This window comes from Peribacillus sp. Bi96 (assembly GCF_918698115.1).
Classification (GTDB): Bacteria; Bacillota; Bacilli; order Bacillales; family DSM-1321; genus Peribacillus.
In genome coordinates this window covers 49,360-66,041 of record NZ_CAKKLV010000003.1, presented here as the reverse complement: position 1 = coordinate 66,041, position 16,682 = coordinate 49,360, and the positions used below count along the sequence as shown (strand labels likewise).

The window sequence follows — 16,682 nt, the reverse complement described above, 5'->3', positions numbered from 1 at the left end:
CATATTATAAAAAAGGTAGGATAACGCGATGAAAATAAAAGAAAAAATAGAGTTCACAACTGCCGATTCCATCGTAAAGGAGCTCGTGCTTGCAGGAGTGGAAGCTGCATTTGGGATTGTCAGTATTCATAATATGCCTATCTATGATGCGATTCTTAGAGAAGGTAGCATTAAACTCATTTGTTCCCGCGGAGAGAGCGGTGCAGTCAATATGGCCGATGGTTATGCCCGCGCGACTGGTAAATTAGGTGTAGTGATTACCAGTACTGGAACAGGGGCGGGAAATGCGGCTGGTTCATTAGTGGAAGCTTGGGCCGCTGGCGTCCCTCTTCTACATCTTACAGGGGAAGTTGCTTCTTCTTATCTTGGAACGGGCAGAGGATACATACATGAATGTAAAGACCAGCTCTCAATGATGAGCGGCGCTTGTAAAAATGCTGTAAGGCTTAGAAATCCTGCCCAAACTGCTGCAGTTGTAAGGAAGGCGATAACAGAAGCATTGACTGCGCCGACGGGACCAGTTACTTTGGAGATTCCTATTGATTACCAATCGGCTATCATAGAAGATCTCTCGCTCGATGGGGTACGGGAATCATCGGTTGAAATAAAGTCAAATGCATTCATTCCTGAACAAGCCGTACAAAAAATAGTTGCAGCACGCCGTCCTGTGATATGGGCCGGAGGTGGGGTCATCAGTGCCAATGCCACGCAAGAGTTGCGGAAATTGGCGGAGATCCTGGGTGCAGCAGTAATAACCAGTCAATCTGGAAAAGGTTCGATCCCGGAAACCCATGAACAATGTATAGGACATTTTGCGGCTTATGAGCCAACAAAAGAGTTTTTAAGGAATGCGGATTTATTGATTAGCGTAGGTGTCCGATTCAGAGGAAATGAAACGTCCAATTGGAAGGTACCGGTGCCTGAAGAACATATAGCGATTGATGCGGATTTGCAGGCGATTAACCGAAACTATAAAGCAACGCTAGGTTTGGTTGGCGATGCCAAAGATATGCTTGCTGCCATTAATCAGAAGCTTGAAGAAAATTCAGTACAAGCGGAACTTTCTTATATAGAAGAAGTCCGTTCGCTTAGAAATGAAGTGCGCGCTCAACTTCGAGAAACGCTAGGTCCTTATGAGCAATTTGTAGATGGCATGAGGGAGATATTACCGTTTGATACGATATTAGTTCGTGACGTAACTGTACAGGCAAACGTTTGGGGCAGCCGTTTATTTGAAATCCGTGAGCCGAGAACATCCATTCATGCATCAGGGGGAGGAATTGGTCAAGGTCTTCCGACTGCAATTGGTGCCCAAAAGGGATGTCCGGATAAAACCGTGGTTCTGATGGCTGGAGACGGTGGGTTTATGGTGAATGTCGGGGAAATGGTAACGGCAGCTGAAGAAAACTTACCAGTTATCATCGTATTGTTTGATGATTCAGGCTATGGGGTTCTTCGCAATATTCAAACAGCCGCGTATGGGCGACAGGTAGCCGTGGATTTATTGAGTCCCGATTTCGTAAAACTGGCAGAATCCATGCACTTTAATGCTGTCAGGATTGGGTCTGGAGATGAATTCGTATCCGAATTGAAAAAGGCGAAAGAAAGACGTAAGCCTTCAATGATCGTTGTTGATATGGAAGCTGTGGGACCGATGGCCAAGCCATTTGGAGGACCTCCAGGAGCTGCGGAAGCTTTTAAGCCCAAAAAATTATAATGGAGGAATTTGAATGATTTCGACGTACCCATTTGTTTCAGGAAAATACCTTGTTGATGGAGAATGGATGGAAAGTGCAGAAAAAGCTGATGTGAGCAATCCTGCAAACACATCGGAAGTGGTTGGCCAGGTGGCAAAATGTTCTGAGGAAATTGTCAATGATGCGATCGAAGCGGCTGAAAAGGCTTTTAGAACATGGTCGCGAACGGATATATGTGATCGGGCTAACCGGATGAATGCAGCGGCAGCAGAATTATCAAAAGTAATTGAAGAAAATGTAACCATGTTTGTCCGGGAAAATGGGAAAAGCCTTGTTGAAGCTAAGAAAGATTTATTACGCTGTGTTGAAGTCATGAAAGGCTGCGCGGCAGAGTTACTTGATTGGTGGAAACCAGAAGTGCTTCCAGGAAAACAAAAAGTCCAAATCAGAAGAAGAGCAAGAGGAGTCACGGCAATTATCACACCGTGGAATTCTCCAATGATATTAACCTTTAAACGGGTTATACCTGCTGTTTTAGCAGGCAATGCCGTTGTAGTAAAACCTGCCACGAATTGCCCATTAACGATTATGACTTTTTTGAAAGTAGTAGCGGAACACTTTCCTCCGGGAGTCATCAATATAGTGTCAGGATCAGGAAAAGCTATCGGTGACAAACTTTGCTCGGATTCCCGAGTCCGGACAGTGGCATTTGTCGGGAGTACTGAAACCGGAAAAGATATAATGAAGAAGTCAGCTGGAAATCTACAAAAAGTATATATGGAACTTGGCGGCAATGATCCTGCTATCATCATGGAGGACGCCAATATGGATGAAGCGGCAATCAAACGTTTGAGAATGGGGATTTTACGAGCCTCAGGTCAAGTGTGTTCTGCGGTTAAACGAGTGTACGTCCAAGAATCACGTTTTGATGAGGTTGTTGAAAAACTGACTAAAGAATTTAATCGGGTGGTAGTTGGTGATGGTATTCAGCCTGATGTAACAATGGGTCCATTGAATAATAAAGCACAGTATGACTACGTGAATGGCTTGATCGAAAGAACGGAACATTCAGGCGGAAACATAATCACTGCAGGCATTCAACTAAATCCAGAAACTTGGGATAAAGGTTACTATATGCTTCCTTCTATTATTACAGGTGTCAATCAGCATAGTGAAGTGGTTCGGGTCGAACAATTCGGACCCATCATTCCAATTTTACCTTTCAATGATATTAATGAAGCTGTAAAATTAGCAAATGATAGTGAGTTTGCCCTGCGTGCATCTGTTTGGACCGAGAATGAAGATATTGCTATCGAAATGGCAGATCGCCTTGAAGCTGGTGCGGTTTTCCATAATAATCATACCGTTTTCAGCGACTTGGCTCTGGATTTCCCTGGTTTAAAGGAAAGTGGCGTTTCCCGGGAAACAAGGCATTGTGGGTTGGAATTCTTTGCAGATTCATTCGGGTTTGCTGATTGAGAAAGGATGAAACTTCATGAAATTAGGCTTAATCGGATGCGGGAACATCGGGAAATTCCTGCTTCAGGCAATAAATAATGACGGACTTCTTCCAGGTGGGAAAATCGTTGCGATTTATGCACGCCGTGAAGAAATCGCAGCCCAACTAGCTGAGGAATTTAGTACACAGTCCTATAGGGATGTCGACGCACTTCTTAAATCGGATGTGGATGTAGTCATAGAAGCAGCAACGATTGAAGCTGCAGAAGAGTATGCAATGACCGTTCTTAAAAGCGGAAAAGATCTTTTGCTAAGCAGCATAGGAGTGATGGCGGATGCTGGATTTGCAGAAGAATCAAACAATATTTGCAGAAATAATAACGTTAATATTTTCCTACCTTCTGGTGCGATCGGAGGTCTTGATGTACTTAAATCGGCAAAAGCTGTGAATGGACTTGAATCCGTTTGCATAACCACAAGAAAGCCTCCCAACGCATTGCCATCAGGTTCGTCATTGGTAGAAGAAACGGTCTTATTCCAAGGATCGGCTTCAGAAGCGATCAAGCAGTTTCCGAGAAATATTAATGTGGCGATTGTGCTGTCATTGGCTGGTCTTGGACCTGAAAAGACGAAAGTGAAAATCATTGCCGATCCAAATGTGACTAAAAACATTCACCTAATTGAAGCGTCAGGTTCGTTCGGGAAATTCAGACTTGAAGTGGAAAATGATCCGATGCCAAATAATCCAAAAACGAGTTATCTAGCCGCGTTAAGTGTTTTGGCTACGCTGCAAAACAAGGAAAAGTGCCTTCAAATCGGGTAATGAATGATAAATCAAGCTAATGAAGGGGGAGGAAAAAATATGCTTAAAACAGATAAATCATTAGAAGAAATGTCTAAACATCAAGTTGTTAACTATTTGAATGAAACGGTTAAACCAGAGGAAGGCGTCATACCTGCATACCTCCTGGGAGATCAAAAGGTATACGATATCGAACATGAAAAAGTGTTTTTGAAAACATGGGTGTTTGTCGGCCATGAATCTGAAGTTCCAAACAAAGGTGACTTCATGACCCGCGAACTTGCTGGCTACTCGCTCATCATCACGCGTGATGGTGAAGGGGAAATCCGCGCATTTTACAATATGTGCACACATCGTGGAATGAAGCTATGTCGTGCAGATAAGGGGAACAAATCTTTATTTACATGTCCTTATCATGGTTTTAATTTTAAAAACACAGGGGAGCTCGTGGGTGTGCCCCTGCAAAAGGATATTTATGGAGGTACGCTTGACCGTTCAGAAATGGGTCTTCACAAAGTGAAACTGGAATCCTATAAAGGTCTTTTATTTGGAACTTGGAATGAAGAAGCCGAGCCGCTTGAAGATTTTCTTGGCGATATAAAATGGTATTTGGATTTACTCGTAGGGCGCGCTGAAATGGAAGTGATCGGGGTCCCTCAAAGATTCATTGTCAATTCCAACTGGAAAGTGGGTTCAGATAACTTTGTTGGTGATTCCTATCACACGATGGTCACACATGGTTCCATTGCAAAACTGGGCATGGTACCCAACGCAACCTACTCGAAGCGTGGTTTTCAAATCCATATGGATAACGGCCATGGATTAAATTTAGGGACACCGAATCCCGACTTCGCATTCCCGGAAGAATTGAAAGAAGAATTTAAAAGTAATTTGTCTGAAGAACAGTATGAAGTGTTATCAAACTTAAAGAATATGATTGGAAACGTTTTCCCGAACTTGTCATTCTTAATTTCCCATACAAAAATCAAAGACCAGTTTATCTCTAACACTTCCATTAGAATGTGGCGCCCAATTGGTCACAATAAAATGGAAGTGATTGCTTGGATGCTTGTGGAAAAAAACGCCTCTCAAGATTGGAAAGACCGGTCAAGAGATTCGTTTATCTTGACCTTTAGCCCATCCGGTATTTTTGAACAGGATGATACGGAAGTATTTACGGACATTACAGAAGCAGCCCAAGGCCCAATGCCTTTTATAAAGAATTTAACCTATAATTATACTATGGGTCTTCATCGTGAACCTGTTGATTTTATAGGGCCGGGGATTGCTTACGATGATAAATTCACAGAAGCGAGCCAACGGAATTTTTACAAATACTGGTTGGAATTGATGACGAAATGATAAACGGGAGGGGGAAGGGAAATGAACGTGGAAAAAATGCTGATTAAATGTGAATTTGAACAGTGGTTGTATGATGAAGCAGAATTGCTGGATGATATTGAATTTGATGGTTGGTTCGATTTAATGCACTCTAGCTTGCGCTATCAAATGCCTGTGCGAGTCAATAAAGAAGGTGTGGAACGTCCGGATTATTCGACAGACATGTTCACATTTAATGATGATATCGAGCTGTTGAGGCTGCGTGTGGATCGATTGAAAACGGATTATGCATGGGCCGAAATCCCGCCATCAAGAACACGGCGTTTTGTCTCTAACGTGAGCGTTAAAGACTACATTGAAGGGGAAAAGGCAATCGTGAAGAGCTATCTGCTTATCTATCGAAGCCGCAGCACCGATATTCAACACGATTTGATTTCGGGGGAAAGAAATGATGAATTCATATTTGAAGATGGTAAATGGAAACTCTCCAAACGAGTATTCATTGTCGACCAAACAACGATAAATACTAGGAATCTTGCTATCTTCGTATAATATTGACTAGCACATAAAAGATCATATGGAGGTTGGTTACAATGGCAACGGGGTTAAAGGATAAAGTGGTGTTGATTACCGGAGGCAATTCGGGTATAGGGGAAGCTGTCACTCGACGTTTTATACAAGAAGGGGCAAAAGTCAGCATCATTGGCCGCTCTTTGGAAACGTTAAAGAAAATGAAAGAGGAATTTGGAGAAGAGATTCTCATTAACCAAGGAGATGTAAGTATTTACGAAGACAATGAAAAGGCTGTACAGGCCACTGTCGAGCAATTTGGAAAGCTCGATGTTTTCATTGCTAATGCAGGAGTCTTCGATGGATTTGCAAAATTTTCTGACGTAACTCCCGATGCACTTTCCGAAGCATATGATTTTCTGCTCAATATTAATGTTAAAGGCTCATTCTTCGGTGCGAAAGCAGCTCTTGATGAACTGCAAAAAACAAATGGCAATATTATTTTCACCGTATCTGGTGCAAGTTTCTATCCTGATGGAGGCGGCGTATGGTACACAGCCAGCAAGCATGCTCAAATCGGTTTGATGCGGCAACTAGCGTTCGAACTCGCACCGAATATTCGCGTTAATGCTGTAGCACCTGGAGGAACACTGACAGCATTATCGGTCATACCACCTCTAAAACCATTTGTGAAAATCGTGGATAATGAGACGAAGGCCAGCAGCATAAAGAAAAGAAACCCACTTCAGCTTGCCCAGATGCCCGAAGATCATGTTGGTGCTTATGTCCTCCTAGCATCGGACGAAGCGCGCGCAATTACTGGCGAAGTCATTTCCAGTGATGGTGGTTTGTCAGTTCGCGGACTTGGTTGAGTTTATACCTAAATAAACTTAGAAAGAAGGTTTATAAATATGACTGAACCACTTTTGGGCAATAGGAATATTAATCAATTAGCATTCGTTGTAAAAGATATTGAAGCTGCTAATCTAGCTTTTACAAAATTGCTAGGCATTAAGATGACAGATCCATTTCTAACGGGTGATAGTACAGTATCGAAAGTGACCTTTAGAGGTGTACCAACGGAGGCAAGATCTAAACTGGCTTTTCTAAATACACCAACCGTCCAATTTGAACTAATAGAACCCGATAAAAATCCAGGAACGATGCGTGAGTTCCTGGATGAAGTAGGTGAAGGGATCCACCATATTGCTTTTGATGTAGACTCTATTCAAAAGAAGCTGCTAATCATGGAAAAAAGTGGATACCCAGCTTTGCAAACGGGTGAATTCACTTCGAGTGACGGCCGGTATGTATATGTGGATACACTAGATGATCACAAAACGTTAGTTGAACTGCTTGAAAGTGAAGAGACAAGAAAAACGGCATGGGAAAAACCAGAAGATGCAAGTGTTCAGCCGTTATTAGGGACTAACAAAGTGGAACAGCTTGCGTTAGTTGTAAAAGACCTGGATGCGGCTGCAGATGCATATTGTAAGTTGTTGGGTATTGAAAAACCTCCCATCATTCATTCTGGATCAACCGAAATTACAAATGTGATTTACAAAGGGAAGCCCACCGAAGGAAAATCAACATATATGTTCATTGATACTCCGTTCATTCAGATTGAATTGATCGAGCCGGGCGAATCACCTAGTACGTGGAAAGATCATCTTGAAACATATGGTGAGGGTGTTCACCATATCTCTTTTGTCGTTAAAGACATGGAGGCTAAAATGAAGATGTTAGAAGAAATGGGCTATCCGGTCATACAGACAGGAAACTTTTTTAACGGAAAAGGAAGATATGCCTATATGGATACAACATCGACTTATAAAGTGATTATTGAATTGCTAGAACGTTTTGATGGGTAAATCTTGTTCATGTGACCACTAAATGGTGTTCATGCTGCGATTTCATGAACTCATCACACTTACATGGTTAGGTTAAAGTTATCGTACAGCCATTTTTCAGCATTCTCCTACTAGCTGATTCACTAGACATGTGAAATCCCAAAAGCATGTATAAGGCAATGGCATGCAATATTTCCAACCATGACTCGGTATGGATGGAAATATTGCGAAATGTTGTTACATATTTATATAGTTTGATATACACATCATAAGGTCTTTTACATGTAATAGATTAATGAAAACGTTTTCTCCAATGGTCATCCTATCGGCTTGGCTTCATAGGCCACTTTTTATTTAATTCAGTTATAAAAGTCTTGACATTCTTTTTATCTTCCATAATTGGGGAATAGACGTACGAAAGCGTTCTGTTAAAGGACTCATTTTTCAACTGTATAATCGAAAGTAATTTATTTTGAACATCCCTCTCAATGACACTTCGGGAGAGAAGAGCGAGACCTGCACCATTTTTTATAAGTGTTTCTTTAATTCCTTGGTTACTGCTTATGGTAAGTATCGATTTAATTTTCAAGCCATTTGAACGTATGACGTGATTAAGGTATTCACGTGTACCAGATCCAACTTCCCTAGTTACCCATGCTTGGTTATGTAGGTCAGTAATCGCTACTTCGCGTTTACAAGCGAGCTCATGATCGTTCGAAGAAACGACGAATAACTCATCTTGCATAAAGGGGTGTACGGAAAGCTCTTTTTCATTTGTTTGACCTTCGATTAAACCAATATCCACTTTGTATAACCGAACGGCTTGAACAATTTCTTCGGTGTTTCCAATAACAACTTGAAGCTCAAGTTCCGGATAGTCTTTTTGAAGGTCATTGAGTAATGAAGGTAATATGTATTCTCCTATTGTAAAACTTGCCCCAATCTTTAATTCCCCTTTGATGGACCTATCATGTTCTAATATGTCTTGTCTGGTCTGTTCATAGATGGTGAGCATTTGCTTAGCCCGATCGTACAGGATTTCTCCTGTTAAAGTGACTTTTAAGAATTTAGGGGAGCGTAGAAATAATTTGGTTTGAAACTCTTCCTCTAATTTTTTAATGTGTAAACTTACACTTGGTTGTGACATAAGCAGCATTTCAGCTGTTTTTGTAAAGTTTTTTACTTCTACAAGGGTCACAAATGTTTTTAAAGCATCATAATACATAGGAATCCCGCCTTATTATTAATATTCTTAATAGTTGCAATAAATTATATATATTTTACTAATGATGTGCCTTCTGGTAAAGTTTAATGAGAAACTTATTTTAGGAAGAGTCTAGGCTAGGGAAGGCGATCGTCCTTAATAACCTTATTTTTATTTATAGCGAGCTGTGAAAAAGTGTTCCCTCCTTAAGTGAGCTGAATTTTCTAAATTTTTTTACGGTTAAAACCAACTTGATCTATAGGAGTAAATGAGTTTCATAGATTGAGAAAAAAGTTTAAACCCACTCGTAATACATAAGAATCAACTAACATAAGTTTATATTCCTTTGTGAGGTGGAAAACGTGCAACTTCAAGTAAGTAACAGTCCTTTTAATCATGAACAGGCAGAGCTTCTTAACAATCTACTTCCAAGCTTGACAGAAACACAAAAAGTTTGGCTGAGCGGTTTTCTGGCCGCAACTTTGACAGTGTCCGATACAGGTACAGCCGACGTACGGGTGATGGAAGCTCAATCTAGCGGGAAGACAATATCAAAAGAGGTTACCATCCTTTACGGTTCACAGACGGGAAATGCTCAAGGATTGGCTGATAATGCTAAAAGAACGCTTGAGGGTAATGGATATCAAGTAACCATTTCATCCATGAGTGACTATAAAGTGAACAACTTGAAAAAGGTTCAGAATCTTCTTATTGTGGTAAGTACGCACGGAGAAGGTGATCCACCGGATAATGCGTTGTCATTCCATGAGTTTCTTCATGGCAGAAGGGCGTCAAGACTTGAAGATCTCCGCTTTTCCGTATTGGCGCTTGGGGACAGCTCATATGAGTTTTTCTGTGAAACGGGAAAACAATTCGATAGGCGCCTGGAAGAACTGGGCGGGACGCGGCTTTTCCCGCGGACGGACTGTGACCTTGATTATGATGAGCCTGCTGCAGAATGGCTGGAAGGAGTCATTACTAGCTTAAGTGAGGAGCAAGGGAGTAAAGTTACCGCCGTTCCAACTACGGCAGCTCCAGTAAATGCTCACGCGTATTCCAGGACGAACCCGTTTAAAGCGGAGGTGCTGGAAAATATAAACTTGAACGGCCGTGGCTCCAATAAAGAGACACACCATCTCGAATTATCACTGGAGGGCTCTGGCCTAACATTTGAACCTGGTGACAGCCTTGGTATTTATCCGCAGAATGATGCGGTTTTAGTGGATATGCTTCTTAAGGAACTCAATTGGGAATCAGAAGAGGTCGTGAAGGTCAACAAGCAAGGTGACCTTCGGAAATTTAGGGAATCGCTCATCTCTGATTTTGAAATAACCGTATTAACAAAATCACTCCTTGAGCAAGCAGCACAGCTTTCAGGCAACGAGGATTTAAAGGCACTTCTATCACCTGGAAATGAAGAAAAACTAAAAGAATATCGTGAAGGCCGTGATTTGCTTGATTTTGTCCTTGATTTTGGTTCATGGGGTGAATCGGCGCAAGAGTTCATCTCCATCCTTCGAAAAATGCCAGCCCGTCTTTATTCGATCGCGAATAGCTTATCCGCATATCCGGATGAGGTGCATTTGACAATCGGAGCTGTCCGATATGAAAGCCACGGACGGGAAAGAAAAGGTGTCTGCTCGATATTATGTGCCGACAGTATACTGCAAGGGGATACGCTGCCTGTATACATTCAGCATAACCAGAACTTCAAGCAGCCTAAGAACCCAGACACTCCAATCATCATGGTTGGACCGGGGACAGGAATTGCTCCGTTCAGATCCTTTATCCAGGAGCGGGAAGAAATGAATGGGAAAGGGAAAACATGGCTCTTTTTCGGGGATCAGCATTTCGTGACCGATTTCCTATATCAAACTGAATGGCAAAAGTGGTTGAAAACAGGTGTACTTTCGAAAATGGATGTTGCCTTTTCGCGTGACACGGATGAAAAAGTGTATGTTCAACACCGGATGCAGGAGCAGAGCAGAGAATTATACGAATGGCTTCAAGAAGGAGCGGCGCTATACATTTGCGGTGACGAAAAAAATATGGCACATGACGTCCATAATACGCTCATTGAGATCATTGAAAAAGAAGGTCAAATGAGCCATGCTGATGCGCAAGCTTACCTAGACGAAATGCAACAGAATAAACGCTATCAACGTGATGTGTACTGAAAATAAGGATGAAAAGGAGATTACAACATGGTGAACCTACTATTAAAAGCACCGGAAGGCCCGCCTAGTGATGTTGAGCAAATAAAAGAAAAAAGCAATTATTTGCGAGGAACACTTGGAGAAGTGATGCTCGATCGAATCAGCGCCGGCATTCCAGATGATGACAATCGATTAATGAAACATCACGGCAGCTATTTGCAGGATGACAGGGATCTTCGAAATGAACGCCAAAAACAAAAACTTGAGCCTGCCTATCAGTTCATGCTGCGTGTCCGCATGCCAGGTGGGGTTGCACAGCCATCTCAATGGCTTGTTATGGATGACCTCGCTCAGAAATACGGCAACGGCACTTTGAAATTGACGACAAGACAGACGTTTCAAATGCACGGTATTTTAAAATGGAATATGAAAAAAACCATTCAGGAAATCCATGCGTCCATGCTGGATACCATCGCGGCATGCGGTGATGTAAATCGGAACGTAATGTGCAATTCGATTCCATTTCAATCCAAAATCCATTCTGAAGTATATGAATGGTCGAAAAAATTGAGTGATTATTTATTGCCCCGAACAAGGGCATACCATGAAATCTGGCTTGATGAAGAAAAAGTAGTCGGAACACCTGAATTGGAAGAAGTCGAACCAATGTATGGACCACTTTATTTGCCAAGGAAGTTTAAAATAGGCATTGCGGTTCCTCCATCTAATGACATTGATGTCTACTCTCAGGATCTTGGCTTCATAGCAATTGTTGAAAGTGGAAAACTCGTTGGTTTTAATGTGGCGATCGGGGGCGGTATGGGAATGTCACACGGTGATAAAGCGACATATCCCCAGCTAGCCAAAGTAATCGGATTTTGCCAGCCAGACAAAATAGTGGATGTGGCTGAGAAGATCATTACAATTCAGCGTGATTACGGAAACCGCTCCGTCAGGAAAAATGCACGGTTCAAGTATACGGTTGACAGGCTTGGGCTCGAACCGGTAAAGGCTGAACTTGAAAATCGGTTAGGATGGAAACTGGAGGAAGCGAGAACATATCATTTTGACAATAATGGTGACCGCTATGGCTGGGTAAAAGGCATGCAAGGAAAATGGCATTTTACATTATTTGTCGAGGGTGGCCGAATCGCCGATATCAATGATTACAAGCTGATGACCGGTTTGCGCGAAATCGCAAAAATTCATACGGGTGATTTCCGTTTGACCGCCAATCAAAACCTGATCATTGCCGATGTATCAAGTCAGAAAAAGAAGAAGATCATAGAATTGCTTGAAACATACGGTTTGACGGATGGTGCACATCATTCAGCGATCCGCCGTAGCTCGATTGCATGCGTGGCCCTTCCAACATGCGGATTGGCAATGGCAGAAGCAGAGCGTTATTTGCCGGTGCTGCTTGATAAAATTGAGACCATCGTTGATGAAAACGGACTGCGGAACGAGGAAATTACGATCCGCATGACCGGTTGCCCGAATGGCTGTGCCCGGCATGCACTTGGAGAAATTGGTTTTATCGGTAAAGCACCTGGGAAATATAATATGTATCTCGGTGCTGCATTCGATGGAAGCAGACTAAGCAAAATGTACCGTGAAAACATTGGTGAGGAAGAAATTTTAAAAGAGTTGCGTGTACTTCTTTCCCGTTATGCGAAAGAACGTCAGGAAGGAGAGCATTTCGGGGACTTTGTCATCAAGGCTGGCATCGTAAAAGAAGTGACGGACGGAACGAATTTTCATGATTGACTAAAACGAAAGAGAGGCAGGAATGCATTCCTGCCTCTCTTTTCATTCCGATACGCCAGTTTGAATAATGTTAACTTTAGTTTTTACTTTAATATCCATCGTGGGATATATCTTTTTCCATTGTTCATAGGTCATTTTTTTATTTTTGGCGCGGTATTTTTCCTTTAAGCCAATGGGGTCAATGTTTTTTTTCTGAAATTCTGCAATAAGGCGGTTAGCCTGTCTGGTTAAATCATCTTCCATATCGTGTTCTATCTTTTTAACCATCTCTCTATTAGTAAGGTTATCACTCCTCATTGATTCCTTGATTTGACCATTAATTTTGATGTTAATGGTAATGGAGGGCTGACTCTCTGAGCCGGATATATTATAATTTGACCCGCTTCGGATACTTTCCACTACAATATAGCTTTTTTTCTTGTCTTTTAATTTGAATTTGTAAATTCCCCGTCTATGAAATTGAACTAATGTCTTGAAAACAAACATATCTCCAGTTTTCACTTTACTGACCATCTTATTTTCATGAAACAAGGCATTACCGGAAACAGCTACATGATTACCACGTTTTATTATTATAGGAAGATACGAATCACCTCCACTTTCTAAAGAATGTCTTAAAAAAAGATGAAGGTTAGTATCCGGTCCGTTCCCGGTTATATTTTGTTGTTTAATTAAATCCGATAAAAAAATTCCAATATTCACATTCGAATTTGGTGGTTTCGTATTAACGACGTCCTTTACCTTTCCTTCGACGATGCCCAAGATAATCCTGTTGCCAAGTTGGGGATCACGATAAAGATAATCGGTCAGTTCTGTAATTCCGATTTTATGAACGATTTCCTCACTGAATAAAATGATGCGAGTCTGTCCAAGCAACACCGGCTTATCCGCTTTTTTGGAAACGACAGCCTGGACATCACTCGCCGTCGTGGATTTTCCGCTTAAGATTTGATATTTACCCATCGTATCTTGTTGGAAAATGGGGATGACGAATATTCCTTCGATCATATCATCCTTGATTAAATCGTAGCCTATGGCTTGGGACATATTAACCTCGTCAACCACTCTTGGCTGTGCACAGCTGCAAAGAAGGGAAAGAGCCAAGATAGCAGGAAGTAATTTTCTCATAAACGATTCCTCATTTTCTTTATATAGATGATGACCAATAAAAGAGGCAAGTATACAACAATGAAGAGCACCCCATATGGGTTGATTATTTTATTCAATACATAAATGGAATCGATATCAAAAACAAAAATATTGATAAGGAGAATAAAAATTGATATCCCCCATAACGGATACTTTTGCTGGACATTGAATAAGCGCTTGATACCCCTGCTGGCAGCCCACAAGGAAATGGTCATGTTTGGAATGATAACTATGGCCCACCATGAAATATCTATATATTCAAACCGTTGAATAAAGGGAAATTCGACAATGCTGGTCATTGTCAGTGTAGGCCATATATTTAAGACCAACTGTTTTTGTGAATAAAAGACCAGTGAAACTACATAAACGAACACGGTTATTAACGTTGTCATTAAAGCTCCGGCGTGAGCATATTTTTGAGAAGTTTCTGCATCTTTGATGAACGGATAAAACATCAGGATCAACTCAAAGCCAATCAGAGTTAAGGAAGTTTCTCTAGTTCCTTTCATAATATCCAATAGGCTGTGGGTGAACATAGGAAGCAAATTGGTGAACTCAGAATATTTCAAGGCATAAAAAAGAACAAATAAAAGCCAGTATGTTAATATATTGCTTAAAAAGGTAATCCCCGTAATCGTCCGGAACCCTCCCGTATTTATATAGTAAATCAGAATCAAGAAAACCAAAGAAAAAGCCCAAGAACCTACCTCTTCAAACATCCATACATGTATGATATTTATATAGCTGATCATGACTGTCATCCCAAGAATCAAAAAGTAAAAAACGAATAATAGACTGAAGAAATTCCCAATCCATTTCCCGAATGCTTGATTATTGGCGGTAATGATATCACCAGGTACAATACTGAAGATTTTATAGATAATCCAAATAAAAATATGAACGATCAGTCCGGCTAGGAGTATCGACATCCAGCCATCCGTCCCCGTTGACTTCGCTAAAACTCTTTGAAAACTTAACACACCTATTCCTGTTTGCATCGAATGCACTAAAAAAAACACATAGAACGGTGAAACCTTATATTTTTCATTAACACCTGCTTGGTTCATATAGGACCCTCATTCAAATCATTCATTAAAATCATTTTTTTTGTTTGGTGATTTTTTGGTCTGTGCCTGTCTTTCTGTATTTTTTGTGCGTAAATTTACAGGTCGCGACTTAAAAAGATTAAACGGAAGCCGAACAAAGCTGTCTTTCCAATCTTTCATGCGGAAGGGATATATGGGCTCCAGGTATGGGTGTCCCATCGAAGTTAGCTTGATAAGATGTGTCATCAAAAAAACGGACAATATGGAAATTCCAAGAAGCCCCCAAACTTGAGCCCCCAATAAAAAGGGGAACCGCAGTAACCGAATGGCATTGCCCATTTTATAAATAGGCGTTACAAATGATGCCAGTGCCGATAGGGCAACGATGATCAACAAGATGTTACTGGTCAGGCCTGCTACAACAGCAGCTTGTCCGATAACGATACCGCCGACGATACCTAATGTCTGACCAACTTTCGTTGGCAGCCTGGCGGCTGCTTCACGTAATAATTCAATGGAAATTTCTAGAAATAAAGCTTCAATCAATGGCTGAAAAGGAATCAAGTTCCTTGATGTGACAATCGTTTCCAAAAGGTCTTTTGGAATGAGTTCATAATGATAAGTCAGCACAGCTACATAAATGGGGGTAGCGAATATGGAAAAAGCGACCGCGAATATTCGTAATAAACGGAATGCCGACGCTGGAATCCAGGGCATATTATAATCTTCCATCGTAATAAAGTATTCCAAAAAAATGGTTGGGGTAATTAAAACGGAAGAGGATCTATCTACGATCAGGGCTACTTTACCTTCAGCTAATGCACTTGTGATGCGATCAGGTCTTTCCGTATATAGAAAAAGAGGAAACAAGGTATTTGAATCATCATAAAGCATTTGTGCGAGGTGAGATCCATCCAATATTTCATCAAAATCTACGTCATTGATCCTTTGTATAACGGTATCAACATTTTTCTGATCAACAATTCCTTCTATAGATAAAACGGCGACTTTTGTTTTAGTTAAGGTGCCCGCAGTCGTTTCATTCACCTGCAACTCTGGGATAGGCAGCCTTTTTCTGATTAGATTCAGATTGATATCAATATCCTCGACAAAAGCTTCTTGAGGACTTATGATTCCAAATTCAAGTTCGGGTTTATCAACTTGTCGACCACGGCTGGCGGCAATATTTATCAACAAACACTCATCAAGATTCGAATCCAACCGAATCGCAATGGCCCCTCGCATGATCCTTTCCTCAATAACAACCTTTGTGCTGGTGATGAGGGTGTCTTCTATAGGAATGCTATCTTTCATTTGTTCCAAATTGATCGTTTCCAGAGATGGTATGACAGATAGAACATTTTTGTGTAGCTCCTGCGCGTCAATTAATGAGCGGTAAAAAGATACCCAATAACCTACGCCATTATATGTTCCTTGATGGTTCATGAAATCATTAGATAAAGAAAGGGCATTAAATAGATCCCTTACATCGGAAATTTTAGTTAATTCGTTATTTATATCGTTTTTTTGTTGGTTTGTTTTATTGAACTTTCTGCGGTTAAACAATGTTGTCACCTCTAAACTCAAGCTTATTATCCTATCATTTGCAATTAAATTACATATTAACCATTTTTGAATAGGGTTGTTATTTTTAATCTCGTTTTCCTTAATCGAATATAAAGATGAAAAAAGGAGGATAGTA

Annotated in this window: 13 protein-coding genes; 9 read left to right on the top strand and 4 right to left on the bottom strand. The window is 41.1% G+C overall.

Annotated elements, in window-relative coordinates; genetic code table 11:
• The first annotated feature begins 28 nt into the window (after positions 1-28).
• Genes LQ203_RS04995 through LQ203_RS04965 form a run of 7 tightly spaced genes read left to right on the top strand, consistent with a single transcriptional unit; the run spans position 29 to position 7,679 of the window.
• Positions 29-1,717: a thiamine pyrophosphate-binding protein gene (locus tag LQ203_RS04995; protein ID WP_230156277.1), complete on the top strand. Its 1,689-nt coding sequence runs from the start codon at positions 29-31 to the stop codon at positions 1,715-1,717.
• Between the two features lie 13 nt (positions 1,718-1,730).
• Positions 1,731-3,176, top strand: coding sequence for an aldehyde dehydrogenase family protein (locus tag LQ203_RS04990; protein ID WP_230156274.1), 1,446 nt, complete (start codon positions 1,731-1,733; stop codon positions 3,174-3,176).
• Positions 3,177-3,192: 16 nt separating this feature from the next.
• Positions 3,193-3,978 (top strand): aspartate dehydrogenase, encoded by a 786-nt coding sequence (nadX, locus tag LQ203_RS04985; protein WP_230156271.1) that lies wholly within the window; start codon positions 3,193-3,195, stop codon positions 3,976-3,978.
• Between the two features lie 39 nt (positions 3,979-4,017).
• On the top strand, positions 4,018-5,319 hold the full coding sequence (locus LQ203_RS04980; RefSeq protein ID WP_230156269.1) for an aromatic ring-hydroxylating dioxygenase subunit alpha: 1,302 nt from the start codon (positions 4,018-4,020) through the stop codon (positions 5,317-5,319).
• A 21-nt stretch (positions 5,320-5,340) separates the two neighbouring features.
• On the top strand, positions 5,341-5,850 hold the full coding sequence (locus LQ203_RS04975) for an aromatic-ring-hydroxylating dioxygenase subunit beta (protein ID WP_230156267.1): 510 nt from the start codon (positions 5,341-5,343) through the stop codon (positions 5,848-5,850).
• Positions 5,851-5,891: 41 nt separating this feature from the next.
• Positions 5,892-6,680 (top strand): SDR family NAD(P)-dependent oxidoreductase, encoded by a 789-nt coding sequence (locus LQ203_RS04970; protein ID WP_230156265.1) that lies wholly within the window; start codon positions 5,892-5,894, stop codon positions 6,678-6,680.
• A gap of 39 nt (positions 6,681-6,719) precedes the next feature.
• A complete protein-coding gene (locus tag LQ203_RS04965) occupies positions 6,720-7,679 on the top strand; it encodes a VOC family protein (RefSeq protein WP_230156263.1) in 960 nt (319 codons plus the stop codon).
• A 301-nt stretch (positions 7,680-7,980) separates the two neighbouring features.
• Here LQ203_RS04965 and LQ203_RS04960 read toward each other — a convergent pair whose 3' ends face one another.
• Positions 7,981-8,883 (bottom strand): LysR family transcriptional regulator, encoded by a 903-nt coding sequence (locus LQ203_RS04960; RefSeq protein ID WP_230156260.1) that lies wholly within the window; start codon positions 8,881-8,883, stop codon positions 7,981-7,983.
• 341 nt (positions 8,884-9,224) lie between these two features.
• On the opposite strand from LQ203_RS04960, the gene LQ203_RS04955 reads away from it, so the two are divergent.
• A complete protein-coding gene (locus LQ203_RS04955) occupies positions 9,225-11,039 on the top strand; it encodes an assimilatory sulfite reductase (NADPH) flavoprotein subunit (RefSeq protein ID WP_230156259.1) in 1,815 nt (604 codons plus the stop codon).
• A 27-nt stretch (positions 11,040-11,066) separates the two neighbouring features.
• Entirely contained in the window at positions 11,067-12,785 is a 1,719-nt protein-coding gene (gene cysI, locus LQ203_RS04950; protein WP_230156257.1) for an assimilatory sulfite reductase (NADPH) hemoprotein subunit, read from the top strand.
• 42 nt (positions 12,786-12,827) lie between these two features.
• On the opposite strand, the gene LQ203_RS04945 is transcribed toward cysI, so the two are convergent.
• Genes LQ203_RS04945 through LQ203_RS04935 form a run of 3 tightly spaced genes read right to left on the bottom strand, consistent with a single transcriptional unit; the run spans position 12,828 to position 16,567 of the window.
• Positions 12,828-13,913, bottom strand: coding sequence for a Ger(x)C family spore germination protein (locus LQ203_RS04945; RefSeq protein ID WP_230156256.1), 1,086 nt, complete (start codon positions 13,911-13,913; stop codon positions 12,828-12,830).
• Positions 13,910-15,001 carry a GerAB/ArcD/ProY family transporter gene (locus LQ203_RS04940; RefSeq protein ID WP_230156255.1) on the bottom strand — a complete coding sequence of 364 codons (1,092 nt, stop codon included), beginning with the start codon at positions 14,999-15,001 and terminating at the stop codon, positions 13,910-13,912. Before LQ203_RS04940 ends, LQ203_RS04945 begins: the two co-directional genes overlap by 4 nt.
• A gap of 18 nt (positions 15,002-15,019) precedes the next feature.
• Positions 15,020-16,567 carry a spore germination protein gene (locus LQ203_RS04935; protein ID WP_230156254.1) on the bottom strand — a complete coding sequence of 516 codons (1,548 nt, stop codon included), beginning with the start codon at positions 16,565-16,567 and terminating at the stop codon, positions 15,020-15,022.
• Positions 16,568-16,682: the final 115 nt, after the last annotated feature.

Bases quoted from the DNA above. Each gene is read 5' to 3' on its own strand.
- LQ203_RS04995 (WP_230156277.1), top strand. From the start codon at position 29: ATGAAAATAAAAGAAAAAATAGAGTTCACAACTGCCGATTCCATCGTA.
- LQ203_RS04965 (WP_230156263.1), top strand. From the start codon at position 6,720: ATGACTGAACCACTTTTGGGCAATAGGAATATTAATCAATTAGCATTC.
- LQ203_RS04970 (WP_230156265.1), top strand. From the start codon at position 5,892: ATGGCAACGGGGTTAAAGGATAAAGTGGTGTTGATTACCGGAGGCAAT.
- LQ203_RS04960 (WP_230156260.1), bottom strand. From the start codon at position 8,883: ATGTATTATGATGCTTTAAAAACATTTGTGACCCTTGTAGAAGTAAAA.
- cysI (WP_230156257.1), top strand. From the start codon at position 11,067: ATGGTGAACCTACTATTAAAAGCACCGGAAGGCCCGCCTAGTGATGTT.
- LQ203_RS04980 (WP_230156269.1), top strand. From the start codon at position 4,018: ATGCTTAAAACAGATAAATCATTAGAAGAAATGTCTAAACATCAAGTT.
- LQ203_RS04945 (WP_230156256.1), bottom strand. From the start codon at position 13,913: ATGAGAAAATTACTTCCTGCTATCTTGGCTCTTTCCCTTCTTTGCAGC.
- LQ203_RS04975 (WP_230156267.1), top strand. From the start codon at position 5,341: ATGAACGTGGAAAAAATGCTGATTAAATGTGAATTTGAACAGTGGTTG.
- LQ203_RS04990 (WP_230156274.1), top strand. From the start codon at position 1,731: ATGATTTCGACGTACCCATTTGTTTCAGGAAAATACCTTGTTGATGGA.
- LQ203_RS04940 (WP_230156255.1), bottom strand. From the start codon at position 15,001: ATGAACCAAGCAGGTGTTAATGAAAAATATAAGGTTTCACCGTTCTAT.
- nadX (WP_230156271.1), top strand. From the start codon at position 3,193: ATGAAATTAGGCTTAATCGGATGCGGGAACATCGGGAAATTCCTGCTT.